Raw genomic sequence first — 17,055 nt, 5'->3', positions numbered from 1 at the left:
CCCGAACGCATCCTCGTCGGCGGCTGGGCCGGCCTCCAACTGGGCACCCGCTTCCTCGAAACGGTCAAGAACTACGCCACGGAGTACGCCCTGAAATACCCGGCGGCCCGCGTCACCATCGACCTGGGCACCCTCGGCCCCGACGCGGTCACGGTCGGCGCGGCCATCCTGCCGCTCGCGGACTTCTTCGCCCGGGGCGGCCGACGAGCCGAGACGGACCACACCGAGGAACAGCCGGCCTGGGCCTCGACCGTACGGGACAGGACGGCGCACTGAACCTCGCGCGTCACCGACGACCGCACGCTAGGCGGGCATGGCCGGCGGATCCAGGCGCCGGCGCTGGGCGTCGGTGAGGCGGAGGTCCGCCGCGTCGAGGTTCTCCTCCAGGTGGACGAGCGAGCCGGTTCCGGGGATCGGCAGGACGACCGGGGAACGGGCGAGCAGCCACGCGAGCAGGACCTGGGGAGTGGTGGCGCCGAGTTCGTCGGCGACGGCGGCGAGCGCGGATGCCTGACCGGAGTCGGCTGCCGCGGCGACGGGGCGCCAGGGCAGGAAGGCGATGCCTGCGGCCTCGCACGCCTCCAGAACCGACTCGTGTTCCCGGTCGAGGAGGTTGTAGCGGTTCTGCACGCTCGCGATCTCGGCGGTCTGCCGCGCCTCGTCGAGCTGCGCGGTGGTGACCTCGGAGAGACCGATGTGCCCGATCTTCCCTTCCAGCTGCAACTCGCGCAGTGCGCCCACCTGTTCGGCGACCGGGACCGCCGGGTCGATCCGGTGCAGCTGGAGCAGGCCGATGCGCTCGGTCCGGAGCCGGCGCAGGCCGTGCTCGACCTGCTCGCGCAGGCTCTCGGGCCGTGCGTCGTACGCCCACCCTTCCGGGCCGCCCTGGACGACCCCGACCTTGGTGGTGATCAACAGGCCGTCCGGATACGGGTGCAGGGCCTCGGCCAGGAGTTCCTCGTTGGCTCCCCACCCGTACATGTGGGCGGTGTCGATCAGCGTGACGCCCCGCTCGACCGCGCGCCGGGCGACCAGCAGAGCGGCTTCCCGCTCGGGGCCCGGCGCGGTCGGCAGGCGCATGGCGCCGAACCCGAGCCGGTCCACCCGGAGTTCGCCTCCGACGGAGAACGTGCGCTCGCCTCCGGTGGAGGGCGTGTCCTTGCCCCCGGTGGAGGACGCGGTCGCCGTGTCCGGAGTGCGCTCTGTGCTTGAAGTCACCGTTCTCCCCCTCGCCGACGACGATACCCGGGCCCGCCTGGAATGATCGGTGCATGCGCGCGGCCCGGCTCCTCTCCCTCGTCCTCCTGCTCCAGAACCGGGGCAGGCTGACGGCCGGTGAGCTCGCTGAGGCGCTGGGTGTCTCGGTGCGGACCGTCTACCGGGACATCGACTCGCTGAGCGGCGCGGGCATTCCGGTCTATGGGGACGCCGGGCACCACGGCGGTTTCGAGCTGCTGGGCGGCTACCGGACCCGACTCACCGGACTGCACGCCGACGAGGCCGAGTCCCTGTTCCTGGCCGGGCTGCCCGGCGCGGCGGACGACCTGGGACTGGGCGAGGTGCTGGCGGCGGCACAGCTGAAACTGACCGCGGCGCTGCCTGCTCCGGTGCGGGACCGAGCCGGCCGGGTCCGTGAGCGGTTCCACCTCGACGCTCTCGGCTGGTACCGGGAACAGGACTCCCCGCCCGCTCTCGTGGCGCTCGCCGACGCCGTGTGGAACCAGCGGCGGATCCAGGTGCGCTACCGCCGCTGGGCCGAGCCGCAGGAGGTCGAGCGCGAGCTCGACCCCTACGGCCTGGTCCTCAAGGCGGGCGTCTGGTACCTCGTCGCAGCGGTGGACGGCGCGGTCCGGACCTACCGGGTGTCGTCGATCCTCCGCCTGGACGTCGGAGAGGACAGCTTCGAGCGCCCCGACGACTTCGACCTGGCCGCTCACTGGCAGGATTACCTCACCGTCTACGACGCCCGCAGACTGCGGCTTCAGGCCTCCGTCCGGATCGCCCCGGCGATGCTGTCCGCGCTGCCGGACCGGCTGGACGCGGCACTGGTCCGCGCCGTCCAGGCCTCGGCAGGGCCGTCGGAGGCGGACGGCTGGGTGACGGCCACGGTGCCACTGGAGTCGGTCGAGTCGGCGGTCCCGACGCTGCTGTCACTGGGGCCGGAGATCGAGGTGCTGGCTCCCGAGGAGCTGCGCCGCAAGATCGCGGAGACGGCCGCTGCCGTACTCGACCGGTACCGACCGGCGGATGCACCGGGCCGGGCGGAGGCCGGCGACCTCAGCAGCAGTCCGGCCGACAGGGTCGCCAGCAACGCGAGGGCTGCGAGGACCCCGAAGCCGTAGCGCGTGTCACTGCGATCGGTGATCATCGCGACCAGGAACATCACCCCGACCGTGGCCGCGAGCCCGCCGCCGTTCGCCAGCCCGAAAACCCTGCCCACCGAGGACTCGTCGGCCGAGGCCATCAGCATGGTCCGGGAGGCGATCCTGGCCTGCCCGAAGACGAACGCACCCAGCGGCACCCCGACGAGATAGCCGACGATCCCGAACTGGCTCTGCAGCACCAGGCCGACACTGCAGAGCAGAAAACCCACGACGGCGATGCGAAGGTCCGGACTGCGTCTGCTGACGATCCGGTACGCACCGGCGGCCGCCAGGAAACCGAGGCCCCCGAGGGCGTCCACGGCGCCGAACGTCGCCGGCCCCAGCTGGAGTTCTCCGATGACGGCAGTGGGCAGAAGAGCGTTGAAGACCGTGACGACCACGCTCCCCTGGGCGTAGAGCAGGATGAAGCTGCGCATCCGCAGCGGCCCGCGCGGCGCTGCCGGGGTCGGTGCCGGCTCCCCGGTGGCGGTGGCCGTCGGCGCCCGGTCCGGACGGCGCCCCACCGCGGCGACGCAGAGCGCCGAGACGATGAAGGTCCCGGCGTTGAACACCAGGAGCGGCACGGCGCCGAACGCCTGGACGGACAGCCCGCCGATCGTCGCCGACAGCAACATCCCCGCCTGCGTCGCCATCTCGTAGCGGGCGTTGAAGCGCCGCAGCCGGTCCGCCGGGACCCGTTCCTTGATCAGCGCGGAGCTTGCCGGGAAGAACAGGGCACTGACCACGGCCAGGGCCAGGTTGGCGCCGTAGATCCCAGGACCCAGGGCGCCTCCGCAAACCAGCCACAGTGGCAGCCCGAGGGCCAGCGCCGCGCTGGCGACATCGCAGCCGATCCACAGGTTCCGCCGGTCGAAGCAGTCGGCCAGCCGTCCGAAAAGGGGCGACAGAAGCGCCTGCGGACCGGCGACGGCGATGAAGAGCCAGCCGACGGCCATCATCGTCTGCTGCTCCCTGATCATGAGCAGCGCGCCGACGATGAGCTGGACGTTGTTGCCGAGAGCGGTGGCGAAGGCCGCGGGCACGAGCAACCGCTCGGCGCGGCGGGAGTGGTGGCGGAGGATCATGGCGTCAGTCTCCGGAGGTTCACTGACATCTTCTGTCAGTGAACCTCCGACGCCGTTTCCGGTGCCCCCGTCCGGGTCTCACCCGTCGCGCTCCTCCTCGGGCCCCGGCTTGCCTCTCAGGCGACGGAACCTATCCGTCCGGCCGGTTCGCGGGGGCCGTCGTGGTGGATCGGGGTGTGCGCGCCGGTGAGGGAACGGCCGCTGCCGCCGCGGCGGTTGGCGACGATCTCCGCGCCGATGGAGAGGGCCGTCTCCTCCGGCGTACGGGCTCCGAGGTCGAGGCCGATCGGGGAGCGCAGGCGGGTGAGTTCGAGTTCGGTGACGCCGACCTCGCGCAGGCGCTTGTTGCGGTCCTCGTGGGTGCGGCGGGAGCCCATCGCGCCGACGTAGGCGACGGGAAGCTTGAGGGCGGCCTGGAGGAGGGGGACGTCGAACTTGGCGTCGTGGGTGAGGACGCAGAGGACGGTCCGGCCGTCGGTCTCCGTGGACTCCAGGTAGCGGTGGGGCCATTCGACGACGATCTCGTCGGCCTCGGGGAAGCGGGCCGGCGTCGCGAAGACGGGCCGCGCGTCGCACACGGTGACGTGGTAGCCGAGGAACTTGCCGACCCGGACGAGGGCGGCGGCGAAGTCGATGGCGCCGAAGACGATCATGCGGGGCGCGGGGACGGAGGACTCGACCAGGAGGGTCAGCGGCTGCCCGCAGCGGCTGCCGTCCTCGCCGATCTCCACGGTGCCGGTGCGGCCCGCGTCGAGCATCGCGCGGGCCTCGCCGGCCGCGGTGCGGTCCAGCTCGGGGTGGCCGCCGAGCTTCCCCTCGTACGAGCCGTCGGGGCGGACCAGGAGGGCCCGGCCCATGAGGTCCTCGGGGCCGGCGACGATCCGGGTCAGGGCCGCCGCCTCCCCCGTGGAGGCGGCCGTGAGCGCGGCGGGGAAGACCCCGCCGCGGACCGGGGTGACGAGGATGTCGATGATGCCGCCGCAGGTCAGACCGACCGCGAAGGCGTCCTCGTCGCTGTAGCCGAAGCGCTCGACGACGGTCTTGCCGTCTTCGAGGGCCTGCGTGCACAGGTCGTACACCGCGCCCTCCACACATCCTCCGGAGACCGAGCCGATCGCCGTGCCCTCGCTGTCGACGGCGAGGGCGGCACCCGGCTGCCGGGGCGCGCTGCCGCCGACGGCCACCACGGTGGCCACGGCGAAGTCACGTCCCTGCTCGACCCACCGGTTCAGCTCTTCGGCGATGTCCAGCATCTCGGTTCTCCTCTGGAAGGTGTGGGGAGGGCGGCGGGGGCGGCGTCAGCCGACGCCGAGCCAGCTCTCGATCGGGTGGATCGCGAAGTACACGATGAAGATCGCGGTGAGGCCCCACATGAAGGCTCCCACCTCGCGGGCCCTGCCCTGCGCCACCTTGATGACGGCGTAGGAGATGACACCGGCCGCGACACCCGTGGTGATGGTGTACGTGAAGGGCATCAGGACCACGGTGAGGAACACCGGGATCGCCACGGAGCGGTCGCTCCAGTCGACGTGCTTGGCGTTCTGCATCATCATCGCGCCGATGACGACCAGGGCGGCGGAGGCGACCTCGGCCGGCACGATCGCGGTGAGCGGGGTGAAGAAGAGGCAGAGGGCGAAGAAGGCACCCGTGACGACGGAGGAGAGGCCCGTGCGGGCACCCTCGCCGACGCCGGTGGCCGACTCGACGAAGACGGTCTGGCCGGAGCCGCCGCCGACACCACCGATGACACCGCCGGCGCCGTCGATGAACAGGGCCTTGGACAGGCCCGGCATGCGGCCCTTGTCGTCGGCGAGGTTGGCCTCGGAGCCGACACCGATGATCGTGGCCATGGCGTCGAAGAAGCCGGCGAGGACCAGGGTGAAGACGATCATGGTGATCGTGATGTAGCCGACGTCGCCCCAGCCGCTGAAGGACACCTCGCCGATGAGCGAGAAGTCCGGCGCGGAGACGGCGCTGCCGTTGAGCTCCGGCGCACCGGAGAACCAGGAGCCCGCGCCCTTGGCCGGGATGTCGGCCACGGCGTTGACGATCATGGCGATGACGGTGCCCGCGACGATGCCGATGAGGATGGCGCCGGGGACGTTACGGGCCTGCAGCGCGAAGGTCAGCAGGAGGGTGACGGCGAAGACGAGGACGGGCCAGCCCATGAGTTCGCCGGCCGGGCCGAGGGAGACGGGGCCGCCGCCCGGGGAGGGGTTCTCGTGGACGAAGCCGGCCTTGACGAAGCCGATGATCGCGATGAAGAGGCCGATGCCGATGGTGATCGCGTGCTTGATCGCCAGCGGGATCGCGTTCATGATCATCTCGCGGAGGCCGGTGACGACCAGGAGACAGATGATCACACCGTAGGCCACACACATGGCCATCGCCTGCGGCCAGGTCATGACGGAGATGACCTGCGAGGAGAGCACACCGGAGACGCTGAGTCCCGCCGCGAGGGCCAGCGGGACCTTGCCCCAGAAGCCCATCAGGAGCGTGGTCACGGCGGCGGCGAGCGCGGTCGCGGTGATGAGGGCGGGCTGGCTGAGGACGTTGCCGTCCACATCCTTGCCGCCGAGGATCAGGGGGTTGAGCAGGAGAATGTACGCCATCGCCATGAAGGTGGTGACGCCGCCGCGGATCTCCGTCGCGACGGAGGATCCTCTCTCCGAGATGTGAAAGTACCGGTCGAGCCAAGAGCGGCCGGCGGGGACGTTGGAGCCGGAGCCCGCGTCCTCCGAAGCGGTCTTGGGCTCCACAGACGACTGGGTCATGGGGCCTACTCCCAAGGTTCAAAGGGGCACCCGCGTCAGACTTCGAAGGACTCTGATCTGGTGAAGTTGCGGGATTTGGGATGCTGCGTGGGCTGCACGACCCGGGGGACGGCCCGAGACGAACGAAGTGAATCGGTACTGCGGGTACTGCGGGTGTTGCCGGTGCTACGGGTGTTGCTGGTCCTGCCGTTGTTGCTGGTGCTGCTGGTGCTGCTGGGTTACTCCGGGCGGTACGGGCGGGGGGAAGTGTGACGTTCCTGGGGAGGCACGTACCGCCCGGAGAGTTCTAGAGGGTGCCGGTGAGCGCCTCGGGGCGTACCGGCGTCTTGTTGAGCTCCAGGCCCGTCGCGGCCCGGATCGCCGCGAGGACGGCCGGGGTGGACGACAGGGTCGGGGCCTCACCGATGCCCCGCACGCCGTACGGCGCGTTGGGGTCGGCCAGCTCGAGGTAGTCGACCGGGATGGTCGGCGTGTCGAGGATGGTCGGGATCAGGTAGTCCGTGAAGGAGGGGTTGCGCACCTTCGCGGTCTTCGGGTCGACGATGATCTCCTCCATCACCGCGACGCCCAGGCCCTGGGTGGTGCCACCCTGGATCTGGCCGATGACGGAGAGCGGGTTGAGCGCCTTGCCGACGTCCTGGGCACAGGCCAGTTCGATGACCTTGACCAGGCCCAGCTCGGTGTCGACCTCCACCACCGCGCGGTGCGCGGCGAAGGCGTACTGGACGTGACCGTCGCCCTGGCCGGTGACGAGGTCGAAGGCCTGGGTGGGACGGTGCCTCCACTCCTCCTCGACCTCCACGACCTGGTCCTCGAGGACGTCCGCGATGCTCGCGAGGGCCTCGCCGCCGTCGGTGACGACCTTGCCGCCCTCCAGGAGGAGTTCGGCGTTGGCCCAGGCCGGGTGGTACGAGCCGAACTTGCGCCGGCCGATCTCCAGGACCTTCTCGCGGACGATCCCGCAGGAGTTCTTGATGGCGCCGCCGGTCATGTACGTCTGGCGGCCCGCGGAGGTCGAACCGGCCGAGCCCACCTGGGTGTCGGCGGGGTGGATGGTGACCTGCTGGACGCCGAGCTCGGTGCGGGCGATCTGCGCGTGGATGGTGACACCACCCTGGCCGACCTCCGCCATGGCGGTGTGGACCGTGGCGACGGCCTCGCCGTTGATGACCTCGATGCGGATCTTGGCGGTCGAGTAGTCGTCGAAGCCCTCGGAGAAGCCGACGTTCTTGATACCGACGGCGTAGCCGACGCCCCGGACGACACCCTCGCCGTGCGTGGTGTTGGAGAGGCCACCCGGAAGGGCGCGGACGTCCGCGGCCTCGCCGGCCGCGAGCCACTGCTGCTCCGGCGGCATCGGGCGGGACTTGACGATACGGAGCAGCTCGGCGACCGGGGCCGGCGAGTCCACGACCTGGCCGGTCGGCATGATCGTGCCCTGCTCCATGGCGTTCAGCTGGCGCAGTTCCACCGGGTCCATGCCCAGCTTCGCCGCGAGCTTGTCCATCTGGGCCTCGTACGCGAAGCAGGCCTGGACCGCGCCGAAGCCGCGCATGGCGCCGCAGGGCGGGTTGTTCGTGTAGAGGCCGATCGCCTCGATCTCGACGTCCTCGATGACGTACGGGCCGACCGAGAGGGAGGAGGCGTTGCCGACGACCGATGCCGTGGACGACGCGTAGGCGCCGCCGTCGAGCACGATCTTGCACTTCATGTGCGTGAGCTTGCCGTCCTTGGTGGCGCCGTGCTCGTACCAGAGCTTCGCCGGGTGCCGGTGGACGTGCCCGAAGAAGGACTCGTACCGGTTGTAGACCATCTTCACCGGCTTGCCGGTGCGGAGCGCGAGGATCGAGGCGAGGATCTGCATCGAGATGTCCTCGCGGCCGCCGAACGCGCCGCCGACGCCCGCCATCGTCATGCGGACCTTCTCCTCGGGCAGGCCGAGGCAGGGGGCGATCTGCTTGAGGTCCGAGTGCAGCCACTGGGTGGCGACGTACAGGTCGACACCGCCGTCCTCGGACGGCACCGCGAGGCCGGACTCCGGGCCGAGGAAGGCCTGGTCCTGCATGCCGAAGGTGTACTCGCCCGTGACGATGACGTCGGCCTTCTTGGCGGCCTCGGTCGCGTTGCCGCGGATGATCGGCTGGCGGTGCACGATGTTCGGGTGCGGGACGTGACCGGAGTGGTGGTCGTCGCGGCCCTCGTGGACCAGGATCGCGTCCGGAGCGGTGGCCGAGGCCTCGTCCGTGATGACCGGGAGCTCCCGGTACTCGATCTTGACCTTGGCGGCGGCGCGGCGGGCGGTCTCCGGGTGGTCGGCGGCCACGAGGACGACCGGCTCACCGTGGTGACGGACCTTGCCGTAGGCGAGGACCGGGGTGTCCTGGAACTCCATGCCGTAGTTCTTCGCGGCCGGCAGGTCCTCGTGCGTCAGGACGGCGTAGACGCCGTCCATCAGGAGGGCCTCGGTCGTGTCGATGGACACGATCTCGGCGTGCGCGACGGTGGAGCGCAGGATCTGGCCCCACAGCATGTCCTCGTGCCACATGTCCGAGGAGTACGCGAACTCGCCGGTGACCTTGAGGGTGCCGTCGGGGCGGAGGGTGGACTCGCCGATGCCGCCCTTGACGTGGTTCTGGGTGACGTCGCGGGGGATACCCGTGGTGGTGCCAGCCATGATCAGACCGCCTCTCCCTGACGGGCGGCCGCGAGGCGGACCGCGTCGAGGATCTTCTCGTAACCGGTGCAGCGGCAGAGGTTGCCGGAGAGCGCCTCGCGGATGTCCGCGTCCGACGGGGACGGGTTGCGTTCCAGCATCTCGTCGGCCGCGACGAGCAGGCCGGGGGTGCAGAAGCCGCACTGGACGGCGCCGGCGTCGATGAACGCCTGCTGGATGGGGCTCAGTTCGACGCCCTCGCCCGTCTGGGAGTCCTGGCCGGGCTTGGCCTCCCACTTCTTGGCGGCGTCGAGCGAGGTGCCGCAGGCGCCCGTGGCGCAACCGGCGTGCTCGGAACGCTCCTTGGCGAAGTCCGCGAGGCCCTCGACCGTGACGACCTCGCGGCCCTCGGCCTGGCCGGCGGCGACGAGACAGGAACAGACCGGCACCCCGTCGAGGCGGACCGTGCAGGAACCGCACTCGCCCTGCTCGCAGGCGTTCTTGGAGCCGGGAAGCCCCATCCGCTCACGCAGAACGTAGAGGAGGGACTCGCCCTCCCAGACGTCGTCGGCTTCCTGCGGACGTCCGTTGACCGTGAAATTGACGCGCATGGTTATGCAGCTCCCTCAAGCGTGCGACCGGTGCCCCGGTACTGCTCCCAGGTCCAGCCGAGCTGGCGGCGGGCCATGATGCCGACGGCGTGGCGGCGGTACTTGGCGGTGCCTCGGACATCGTCGATCGGGTTGGCGGCGCCCGAGCAGAGGTCGGCGAACTGCTTCGCGACCGACGGGGTGATGATCTTGCCGTTGTCCCAGAAGCCGCCCTCTTCCAGAGCCGCGTTCAGGAAGGCCTCGGCCTCCTTGGCGCGGATCGGGGTCGGCGCGGCGGAGCCGATGCCGGTGCGGACGGTCCGGGTCTCCGGGTGGAGCGCCAGACCGAAGGCGCAGACGGCGATGACCATCGCGTTGCGGGTGCCGACCTTGGAGTACTGCTGGGGGCCGTCCGCCTTCTTGATGTGGACGGTCTTGATGAGCTCGTCGGGCTGGAGCGCGTTGCGCTTCACACCCGTGTAGAACTCGTCGATCGGGATGAACCGGCTGCCGCGCACCGACTCGACCTCGACCTCGGCGCCCGCGGCGAGCAGGGCCGGGTGGGCGTCGCCGGCGGGCGAGGCGGTGCCGAGGTTGCCCCCGACGCCACCGCGGTTACGGATCTGGGGGGAGGCGACCGTGTGCGAGGCGAGCGCGAGACCGGGCAGTTCGGCCCGCAGGTTCTCCATGATCCGGGTGTACGGGACGGAGGCGCCGAGCCGTACGTTCTCCTCGCCGACCTCGTACTCGCGCAGAAGCTCGATGCGATTGAGGTCCAGGAGGTACTCGGGGCGCCGGTGGTCGAAGTTGATCTCGACCATGACGTCGGTACCACCGGCGATGGGCACGGCCGTGGGGTGCTCGGCCTTGGCGGCGAGCGCCTCCTCCCAGCTGGCGGGGCGAAGGAAGTCCATGGTGGCTCTCTTCTAGTGATTCTGGTGATCGGGGGTCGCGCAGGGTTCCGGGGGTACGGCCGGCCCTCGACTTCACGTTCATGTGCTGTTCACGCGGTGTGTGGCCTAGTACACAAGGCCACGATCGCCCGGGTGCAGTCACCGAAAACATGAAGGAGTTGGCTGGCTCCCGTTGTCGTCTTGTAGATTCGAACGAAAGGCGGGGAACAGGAACCTCGCTGTTTTCCCCTGGAAACGGTGGCACCACTGCACCGTCGACAACGCGACACCCTCCACCCCACTGACCAAGGAACGGCGGCGACACGATGCGGCTGCGCGCACTGCTGGAGAACGACGCGCTCGGGCTGCGCCTGCTCGGCGGCGACGACGAGCTCGATCGCACCGTCCGCGGCGTGATGACGACCGACCTCAAGGACCCCAGCCGGTACCTTTCGGGCGGCGAGCTGGTGCTCACCGGCCTCGCCTGGCTGCGGGAGCCCGCCGACGCCGAGCCCTTCGCCCGCATCCTGGCCTCGGCCGGGGTCGCGGCTCTCGCCGCCGGCGAGGCGGAGCTCGGCGACATCCCCGACGATCTCGTACAGGCGTGTTCACGCCACCGGCTGCCGCTCTTCGCGGTGAACGAGTCCGTTGCGTTCGCGACGATCACCGAGCACGTTGTTCGACAGGTCTCCGGCGAGCGGGCCGGTGACCTGGCGGCCGTCGTCGACCGGCACCGGCGGCTCATGACCTCGGGACCGGCGGGCGGCGGCCCCGAGGTGGTCCTCGATCTGCTCGGCTCCGACCTGGACCTGCGGGCCTGGGTCCTCTCCCCCACCGGCCGCCAGATCGCGGGCGCGGGCGAGCCGCTCACGGCGAGCCTCGCCGCCACCCTGGCCGGTGAGCACCTGGCCGCCACCCGGACGGGGCGGCGCGGCCCGCACCGGCTGAGCACCGGCGGAACGGCGTACTCGCTCTTCCCGATCCGCAACACCGGCCGCGGTGCCGTCCCGGCCGCCCGGGACGTGCGCGAGACGGTCCTTTCGGACTGGCTGCTCGCCGTGGAGGCGGACGCCGGGGACTGGCCGGCCGCCCGGCTCGACCTGCTCCAGGGCGTCACCCAGCTGATCGCCGTCGAGCGGGACCGGCGCGACGCGGCCCGTACGGTACGGCGCCGGCTCGCCCAGGAGGTCCTCGAACTGGTCCAGACGGGCGCCGCGCCCGCCGAGATCGCGGCCAGGCTGCGGGTCGCCGCCCCGGTGCTGCTGCCCGGCCTGGGCACGGCCCCGCACTGGCAGGTGGTCGTCGCCCGGGTCGAGTGGGAGCAGGAGGCCGGGCAGGGCACCGCCGTGGACGGCGGCCCGGTCGCCCAGGCGCTCCTGGAGGAGATCCTCGTCGACCCGGCGACCGTGGGCGCCGACTCGGCCGACCGGATCGCCGTCGCGCACAGCGGCGACGAGGCCATCGCCCTCGTACCGCTGGCGGCGGGGCCGCTGCCGGACAGCGAGGACGACGGCCCTGCGGCCGCCCTCGGCCTGCACGCGGACGCGCTGCTCGCCGCCGTACGGGCCCCGCTCTCGGCCGGTCTCGCCGACGACGGGCGGCTCACCCTCGGGGTCAGCGCGGCCGTGCACTCGGCTGAGGGCCTCCGTGGGGCCCTGGAGGAGGCCAGGCACGCCCGCCGGGTCGCCGCCGCCCGTCCGGGCCGGGTCTGCGCCGCCGGCCACCACGAGCTGGCCTCGCACGTGCTGCTGCTGCCGTTCGTCCCGGACGACGTCCGGCGCGCGTTCACGGCCCGGCTGCTCGACCCGCTGCGCGACTACGACCGGCGCCACCGGGCGGAGCTGATCCCGACCCTGGAGGCGTTCCTGGACTGCGACGGCTCCTGGACGCGCTGCGCGACCCGGCTGCACCTGCACGTGAACACGCTGCGCTACCGGGTGGGCCGGATCGAGCAGCTGACCGGACGCGATCTGTCGCGTCTGGAGGACAAGCTCGACTTCTTCCTCGCCCTGCGGATGAGCTGAACGGATGAGCGGATGAGCTGAGAGGCCCGTTCGGGATTCACCCCTTCGGGCGAGTCCGGTGGAGTGACGTCCTGGCCGGTGACGCCCGTCGGCCGGGGCGGCCGGCAGGCCGCCCCAGGGCCTGATCACGGGCCTCGCGGCGATCTGACGGGCCCTCGGCCGCGGTCCCGGCAGCGGTACCCCGATCCGCCGCCCTCTTGTGAAATCTTTCACCTGACCCCTTGGCCAGGTACTCCCCTTCGTGCTGAGATGCGTTTCTCACTCAACAGCTCAATGGCGTGCTCGGGGAGGGCAATGTGGCGGATACCGCCATGTCTGGTTCCGAATCAAGTGGCGGCGAAGATCCGTCCCTCGCCTACGGCAAGGAGACGCCCGTGGAGACCGCCATATGGCGGCTCCGTTCCCGGGGATGCTGGACGGACGCGGCAGCGCTGCTCGCGCCGCACGCGGCCGAACCGGCCGCCGCACTCGAACGGGCCGCGCTGCTGATCGAGCGCTGCCTCTACACCGAACAGGGCTGGGCCGACGCCGAGGAGGCGCTCCGGGCGGCCGAGGCGGTGGCCCGCACCGACGAGGAACGCGGGGCCGCGGCCTGCGAACGGGGCTATCTCGCCTACGCGTCCACGCTGCTCGGCGTACGCGACCGGGCCGACGAGGCGCGGATGGCCCTCGGCCGGGCGGCTGCCCTGATCGCCCCGTCCGCCGAGGGCAGGCCGCTGCTCGACCTGCGGCGGGGGCTCATCGCCCAGAACCTCTCCGACTCCCCGCAGGCCGCCCGTGCCGCGTACCGCAGGGCGCACGCGGGGGCCGTCGCGCAGGGGGACTCGCTGCTGCTCTCCTCCACCTGGCGTCATCTCGCCGGACTCGCCCTGCGGGAGGGCGAGTTGGCGGAGGCCCGGCACGGCTTCGCGGAGTCGCTCCGCATCCGGGAGGAGCTGGGCTACCTGGTCGGTACGGCCCCGGCGCTCACCGCCCTCGCCACCACGGAGACGGAGCCGGAGGCGGGCCGGCTGCGCGCGGAGGCCCGCCGTCTCTTCCGGCTCCTCGGCGGGGTGCCGACCTGGCTGGCGAGCCAGCTGACGCCGCAGACGGCGGTCTGAACTCGCTTTTTCGGGAAGCCTCGTGACGCGCCTTCAGCTCTTGGGAGCGAGGCACACCAGACTCTCGTCGGTGCCGATGAGCAGCGAGCCGGAGCCGGTGACGGCGACCGCGCGGACCGGGGGGCCCGGACGGAACGACAACGTCCGGCCCCCCTCGGGGCGGTGGAGGGCGACGAGCCCGTCGGCCCAGGCCACGGCGACCAGCGGGCCGTGCGGGGTCTGGGTCGCGTGCAGGGAGACCACCGGCGAGGGGCGTTCGGTGAGGGGGTCGGGGCGCGGATCGCGGCCCGGGGTCCAGATCCGGACCGTACCGTCGGCGCCGCCGGAACAGACGAACGGGGTCTCGGAGTCGACCGCCGAGACCGCCGTGACCCGGCCGCTGTGCGAGGCCGCCTGATGCAGGCCCGTCAGCCCGAAGGCGTGCACGGAGCCGAGCCGGTCCCCCACCACCACCGAGCCCGCGATGGCCGCGAGGGCCGTCCCCGGATGCCGGGCCAGGGTCGCGGAGACCGCCTCCGTGAGGCGCTCCAGGTACGGGGCGCGGGGCGCCGCCCCCCGTACGGTGTGCAGCCTGCCCCGGTCGTCCAGAAGCAGCACCGTGCCGTCGGGCGCGGGCGCGAGCGCGGTGATCCGGCCGGGCACGGTGTGGGCAAGGCGGCCCGAGGGGCTGGCGTCGACCTCGTGGAGGAGGCGTACGGTGCCGGTGTGGTCGCCGACGAGCAGGGTTCCCTCCAGGGGGCCGCCGGCCGCGCCGAGGACGGTGACGGGGCCCGGCCACGGCGGGGTCAGGTCGCCGCGGTGACGTGCCCAGCGGAGCCGCCAGGGAGCGGCCGCCGCCAACTCGGCGAGGGTGGGGCGCAGTCGGGGATCGGCTCCGTCACCGAGGGCGGCGAGCAGCACCAACGCCCGGTCGGCCGGGGCCTGTTCACGGCAGAGTGACTGTCCGGCCCGCATCCAGGCGGCCCGCAGCCCGCCGTGGTCCTCGGCGGCGTTCTCGCCGGGACGGGCGGGCGGCTCCGGGCCGTCGAGGGTGCCCGGAAGTCCGGCGGCGGCGGAACCGGTGACGTACGCCGTGGTGACGAGCAGCGGGTCCGCCGTACAGACGGCCACCGGGTCGGAGAGGTCCGGCACAGGCCGTTCCCGCCGCGGGGCGGTGTCGTCGGCGAGGTCGGCGTCCCCTTCGAGGTCCACGACGGTCACCCTGCGGTCGGAGCGCAGGGCGGCGGGGGCGGGGGTGTCGCTGCGGGCCTCGACGACGAGACGGATCCGGCCGACACCGGCGAGTTCGGCGATCAGCTCGGTGAGCGCGGCGGGTTCGGCGGCGTCGTGCAGATCGGTGAGGAGGAGGACGGTACGGCCGGCGGGCCGGGCCTCGCTGGTGGCGAGGGCGTGCACGAGGTCGCCGGGCGACCTGGCCACCACCCCGAGGCGGTCGGCGATCGTCCAGGTCGCGCCGAGGGCGCTCTGGCCCGCGAGCGGGACGAGCACCCGTGCCGCGCGGCGGCGCGGCCGGCCGGCCCGCGGGCCGTACGCGGCGAGCCAGCCGAGCAGGGCCGTCTTGCCGCTGCCGGGGGCGCCGGTGACGAGGCAGAGCCGGGGCGCCTCGGGATCGGTGAGCCAGCCGAGCAGGGCCGTGGCCCCGGCTTCCGTGCCGGTGGCGGGTCGTCCGTCCCATGCCGGGGACGGGGTCGCGGACGGCATGGGGCACCTCACGGGCGACGCGGCGCGGACGGCTGACGTCAACGACCTTAGTGGTCCGAAGCGCCGGGAGGGACCTTGCCGATCAGGCCGGATCGGGGGTGGCCCCGGTGGGACGCCCGCTGTCCCTCCGAGCCGGTCGACGTGCTCCCGCACCGGAGCCCCGCACCCACGCTGTCGAGCGGGTGCGGGGCTCCGGACGCCCTCGGCGACCTGTCGGTCCCCGTTCAGACGAATCTCCGACCCGGGTCACGGCCCTCCAGGACCCGGGTGGCGACGGGAGTCAGGTCGGTCAGCACCTCGCACTCGACGGCAGGTTCGCGTACTTGTCCCCCGAGAAGTAGATCGCGCTGGCGTAGCCCCAGCGGCCGGCGCTGTTCCTGGCGTAGATCCACACGTTGTTGGTGGTGCCCTCGGCGGTCACCACCTCGCCGAGCCTCCAGCAGCTCACCGTGTAGGCGTTGTTCGCGTAGAGCTTGCCTATCAGCGTGAAGGTCCCGGCCGGTCCGGTCCGGTGGTTGACCGTCTTCCAGACGTTGCGGCTGTACAGGGCGAGCGGCTGGACCTGGCCGGCCTCGGTGACCCTCTCCGCCTGCTGGACGGGAGCGGCGGCCGGTGCCGCGGCGGCCGTCCCGGCCGTTCCCAGGATTCCGGTGAGAGCCATCACTCCGACACCGATCGCCGTACGGCTCTTGAGAGTTCGCATGTGCTTCTCCTCTTGCGTCATGGATTCCGGCGGCGCTGACACGCCCACAGTCCTGCGCTGTTGAGTAACCATGACCGGTCTCGGGCGACCCCGGCCATGATGTTTCGGCTTGCCGTAAACGCCGAGCTCACAAGGGGGAACAAGATGCTCCGCATCCACTTCGGAGATGCCGACCTGGGCGCCGTCCGGGTCGCCGCCGCACCGAATCCGCTCTGGGAGATCGCCGCCAGTCTGCACCGCTTCCAGACCCGGGACGGCCGTTGGGCCTACGCGGGCTGGCACCGGACCGTCCAGATCCGGTTGCGAGAGAAGGGTCTCGACCGGGCCCTTCGCACGATTCTCCTGCCCCTCTTCCCCCGGGCCGCCTACTTCCCGGACTTCCTGACGCCGGGGCGGGGCGTCGACGGTCTCGCCGCGGGGCTCGACGCGATCCTGGCGACCTCCCCCCAGCGGGTGTCGGAGGAGCTGGGCATCCTCGCCCGCACCGTCGGGGCGCCCTTATGGGCGGCGCGGCTCACCGGACTGGAGGACCGCAGGGAGCTCGTACGCGTGCTGCGCGCGTACCACGATGTCGCCATCGCCCCGTACGCCGAGGAGATCCGGTCCCGCTTCGACGCCGAACGGGCCGCGCGCAGCCGCGGGTTCATGGACGACGGCGTCGACGGCCTCCTCGGCGGCGGAGGCCCCATGATCCGGTGGCAACGGCCGTCACTGCACGTCCAGGGCCCGCCTTCGCACCGCGGTCTCCAACTGAACGGACGCGGGCTGACGCTCCTCCCCACGTACTTCCTCTGGCGGACCCCGACCAGCCTCGCCGATCCCGGACTCCCGCCCGTCCTGTGTTACCCGGTGCTCCGGGGCGCCGCCGCCGCGCCCCCGGACCGCCGGCTCGCCGACGATCCGTCCGTCCCTCTGTCGACGCTCCTCGGGCGGAGCAGGGCGACGGTCCTGCACGCGGCCGCCGCGGGGGCGACGACGGGCGAGATGGCCCGCGCGGCCGGGGTCTCGGCGGCCTCCGCCAGCCGGCACGCGACCGCGCTGCGTGACGCGGGGCTCGTCACCAGCAGTCGGCACGGCACGACCGTGCTGCACACCCTCACCCCCGTCGGCGCGTCGCTCCTCCGCGCGTCCTCGAACGACGAAGGCCTGTAGCGGGGCGGGCCGCACGG

General features: G+C 72.1%; 12 protein-coding genes and 2 pseudogenes. 5 read left to right on the top strand and 9 right to left on the bottom strand.

Annotation, left to right across the window (positions count from 1 at the left end; all coding sequences use genetic code 11):
- Positions 1-276, top strand: a pseudogene (locus ACIRB7_RS23330) (sugar kinase); the annotation flags it as partial.
- A gap of 27 nt (positions 277-303) precedes the next feature.
- Here ACIRB7_RS23330 and ACIRB7_RS23325 read toward each other — a convergent pair.
- Positions 304-1,104 carry an aldo/keto reductase gene (locus ACIRB7_RS23325; protein ID WP_403601859.1) on the bottom strand — a complete coding sequence of 267 codons (801 nt, stop codon included), beginning with the start codon at positions 1,102-1,104 and terminating at the stop codon, positions 304-306.
- A 167-nt stretch (positions 1,105-1,271) separates the two neighbouring features.
- On the opposite strand from ACIRB7_RS23325, the gene ACIRB7_RS23320 reads away from it, so the two are divergent.
- On the top strand, positions 1,272-2,342 hold the full coding sequence (locus tag ACIRB7_RS23320; RefSeq protein WP_403601817.1) for a helix-turn-helix transcriptional regulator: 1,071 nt from the start codon (positions 1,272-1,274) through the stop codon (positions 2,340-2,342).
- Here the strand turns inward: ACIRB7_RS23320 and ACIRB7_RS23315 are convergent.
- From ACIRB7_RS23315 to ACIRB7_RS23290, 6 genes and pseudogenes are all read right to left on the bottom strand, one after another.
- Positions 2,252-3,448, bottom strand: a pseudogene (locus tag ACIRB7_RS23315) (MFS transporter); the annotation flags it as partial. The gene ACIRB7_RS23320 and the pseudogene ACIRB7_RS23315 sit on opposite strands and share 91 nt — an antisense overlap.
- A gap of 116 nt (positions 3,449-3,564) precedes the next feature.
- Positions 3,565-4,701 (bottom strand): XdhC family protein, encoded by a 1,137-nt coding sequence (locus ACIRB7_RS23310; RefSeq protein WP_403601814.1) that lies wholly within the window; start codon positions 4,699-4,701, stop codon positions 3,565-3,567.
- A 45-nt stretch (positions 4,702-4,746) separates the two neighbouring features.
- On the bottom strand, positions 4,747-6,222 hold the full coding sequence (locus tag ACIRB7_RS23305; protein ID WP_403601811.1) for an NCS2 family permease: 1,476 nt from the start codon (positions 6,220-6,222) through the stop codon (positions 4,747-4,749).
- Between the two features lie 286 nt (positions 6,223-6,508).
- Positions 6,509-8,896 (bottom strand): xanthine dehydrogenase family protein molybdopterin-binding subunit, encoded by a 2,388-nt coding sequence (locus ACIRB7_RS23300; RefSeq protein WP_403601809.1) that lies wholly within the window; start codon positions 8,894-8,896, stop codon positions 6,509-6,511.
- A 2-nt stretch (positions 8,897-8,898) separates the two neighbouring features.
- Entirely contained in the window at positions 8,899-9,486 is a 588-nt protein-coding gene (locus ACIRB7_RS23295) for a (2Fe-2S)-binding protein (protein WP_351220232.1), read from the bottom strand.
- A 2-nt stretch (positions 9,487-9,488) separates the two neighbouring features.
- Entirely contained in the window at positions 9,489-10,379 is an 891-nt protein-coding gene (locus tag ACIRB7_RS23290) for an FAD binding domain-containing protein (RefSeq protein WP_403601806.1), read from the bottom strand.
- A gap of 305 nt (positions 10,380-10,684) precedes the next feature.
- On the opposite strand from ACIRB7_RS23290, the gene ACIRB7_RS23285 reads away from it, so the two are divergent.
- Together ACIRB7_RS23285 and ACIRB7_RS23280 are read left to right on the top strand one after the other, a co-directional pair.
- Entirely contained in the window at positions 10,685-12,382 is a 1,698-nt protein-coding gene (locus tag ACIRB7_RS23285) for a PucR family transcriptional regulator (protein ID WP_403601803.1), read from the top strand.
- 311 nt (positions 12,383-12,693) lie between these two features.
- A complete protein-coding gene (locus tag ACIRB7_RS23280; RefSeq protein ID WP_403601800.1) occupies positions 12,694-13,482 on the top strand; it encodes a hypothetical protein in 789 nt (262 codons plus the stop codon).
- 33 nt (positions 13,483-13,515) lie between these two features.
- Here ACIRB7_RS23280 and ACIRB7_RS23275 read toward each other — a convergent pair whose 3' ends face one another.
- Positions 13,516-15,183 (bottom strand): WD40 repeat domain-containing protein, encoded by a 1,668-nt coding sequence (locus ACIRB7_RS23275; protein ID WP_403601797.1) that lies wholly within the window; start codon positions 15,181-15,183, stop codon positions 13,516-13,518.
- 289 nt (positions 15,184-15,472) lie between these two features.
- Complete coding sequence (locus ACIRB7_RS23270; protein WP_403601794.1) at positions 15,473-15,886, bottom strand: hypothetical protein; 414 nt, start codon at positions 15,884-15,886, stop codon at positions 15,473-15,475.
- A 144-nt stretch (positions 15,887-16,030) separates the two neighbouring features.
- Here ACIRB7_RS23270 and ACIRB7_RS23265 point away from each other — a divergent pair, with 144 nt between their 5' ends.
- On the top strand, positions 16,031-17,038 hold the full coding sequence (locus tag ACIRB7_RS23265) for an ArsR family transcriptional regulator (RefSeq protein WP_403601791.1): 1,008 nt from the start codon (positions 16,031-16,033) through the stop codon (positions 17,036-17,038).
- Positions 17,039-17,055: the final 17 nt, after the last annotated feature.

The sequence above is a fragment of the Streptomyces sp. NPDC093795 genome, from assembly GCF_044764665.1.
In the GTDB taxonomy this organism is placed as follows: domain Bacteria; phylum Actinomycetota; class Actinomycetes; order Streptomycetales; family Streptomycetaceae; genus Streptomyces.
The sequence above is the reverse complement of the archived record's forward strand: the minus strand, read 5'-3'. Positions and strand labels throughout refer to the sequence as shown.

Excerpts from the sequence above, each read along its gene's own strand:
- ACIRB7_RS23320 (WP_403601817.1), top strand. The coding sequence starts at position 1,272 with ATGCGCGCGGCCCGGCTCCTCTCCCTCGTCCTCCTGCTCCAGAACCGG.
- ACIRB7_RS23310 (WP_403601814.1), bottom strand. The coding sequence starts at position 4,701 with ATGCTGGACATCGCCGAAGAGCTGAACCGGTGGGTCGAGCAGGGACGT.
- ACIRB7_RS23305 (WP_403601811.1), bottom strand. The coding sequence starts at position 6,222 with ATGACCCAGTCGTCTGTGGAGCCCAAGACCGCTTCGGAGGACGCGGGC.
- ACIRB7_RS23300 (WP_403601809.1), bottom strand. The coding sequence starts at position 8,896 with ATGGCTGGCACCACCACGGGTATCCCCCGCGACGTCACCCAGAACCAC.
- ACIRB7_RS23295 (WP_351220232.1), bottom strand. The coding sequence starts at position 9,486 with ATGCGCGTCAATTTCACGGTCAACGGACGTCCGCAGGAAGCCGACGAC.
- ACIRB7_RS23290 (WP_403601806.1), bottom strand. The coding sequence starts at position 10,379 with ATGGACTTCCTTCGCCCCGCCAGCTGGGAGGAGGCGCTCGCCGCCAAG.
- ACIRB7_RS23285 (WP_403601803.1), top strand. The coding sequence starts at position 10,685 with ATGCGGCTGCGCGCACTGCTGGAGAACGACGCGCTCGGGCTGCGCCTG.
- ACIRB7_RS23280 (WP_403601800.1), top strand. The coding sequence starts at position 12,694 with ATGTCTGGTTCCGAATCAAGTGGCGGCGAAGATCCGTCCCTCGCCTAC.
- ACIRB7_RS23275 (WP_403601797.1), bottom strand. The coding sequence starts at position 15,183 with ATGCCGTCCGCGACCCCGTCCCCGGCATGGGACGGACGACCCGCCACC.
- ACIRB7_RS23270 (WP_403601794.1), bottom strand. The coding sequence starts at position 15,886 with ATGCGAACTCTCAAGAGCCGTACGGCGATCGGTGTCGGAGTGATGGCT.
- ACIRB7_RS23265 (WP_403601791.1), top strand. The coding sequence starts at position 16,031 with ATGCTCCGCATCCACTTCGGAGATGCCGACCTGGGCGCCGTCCGGGTC.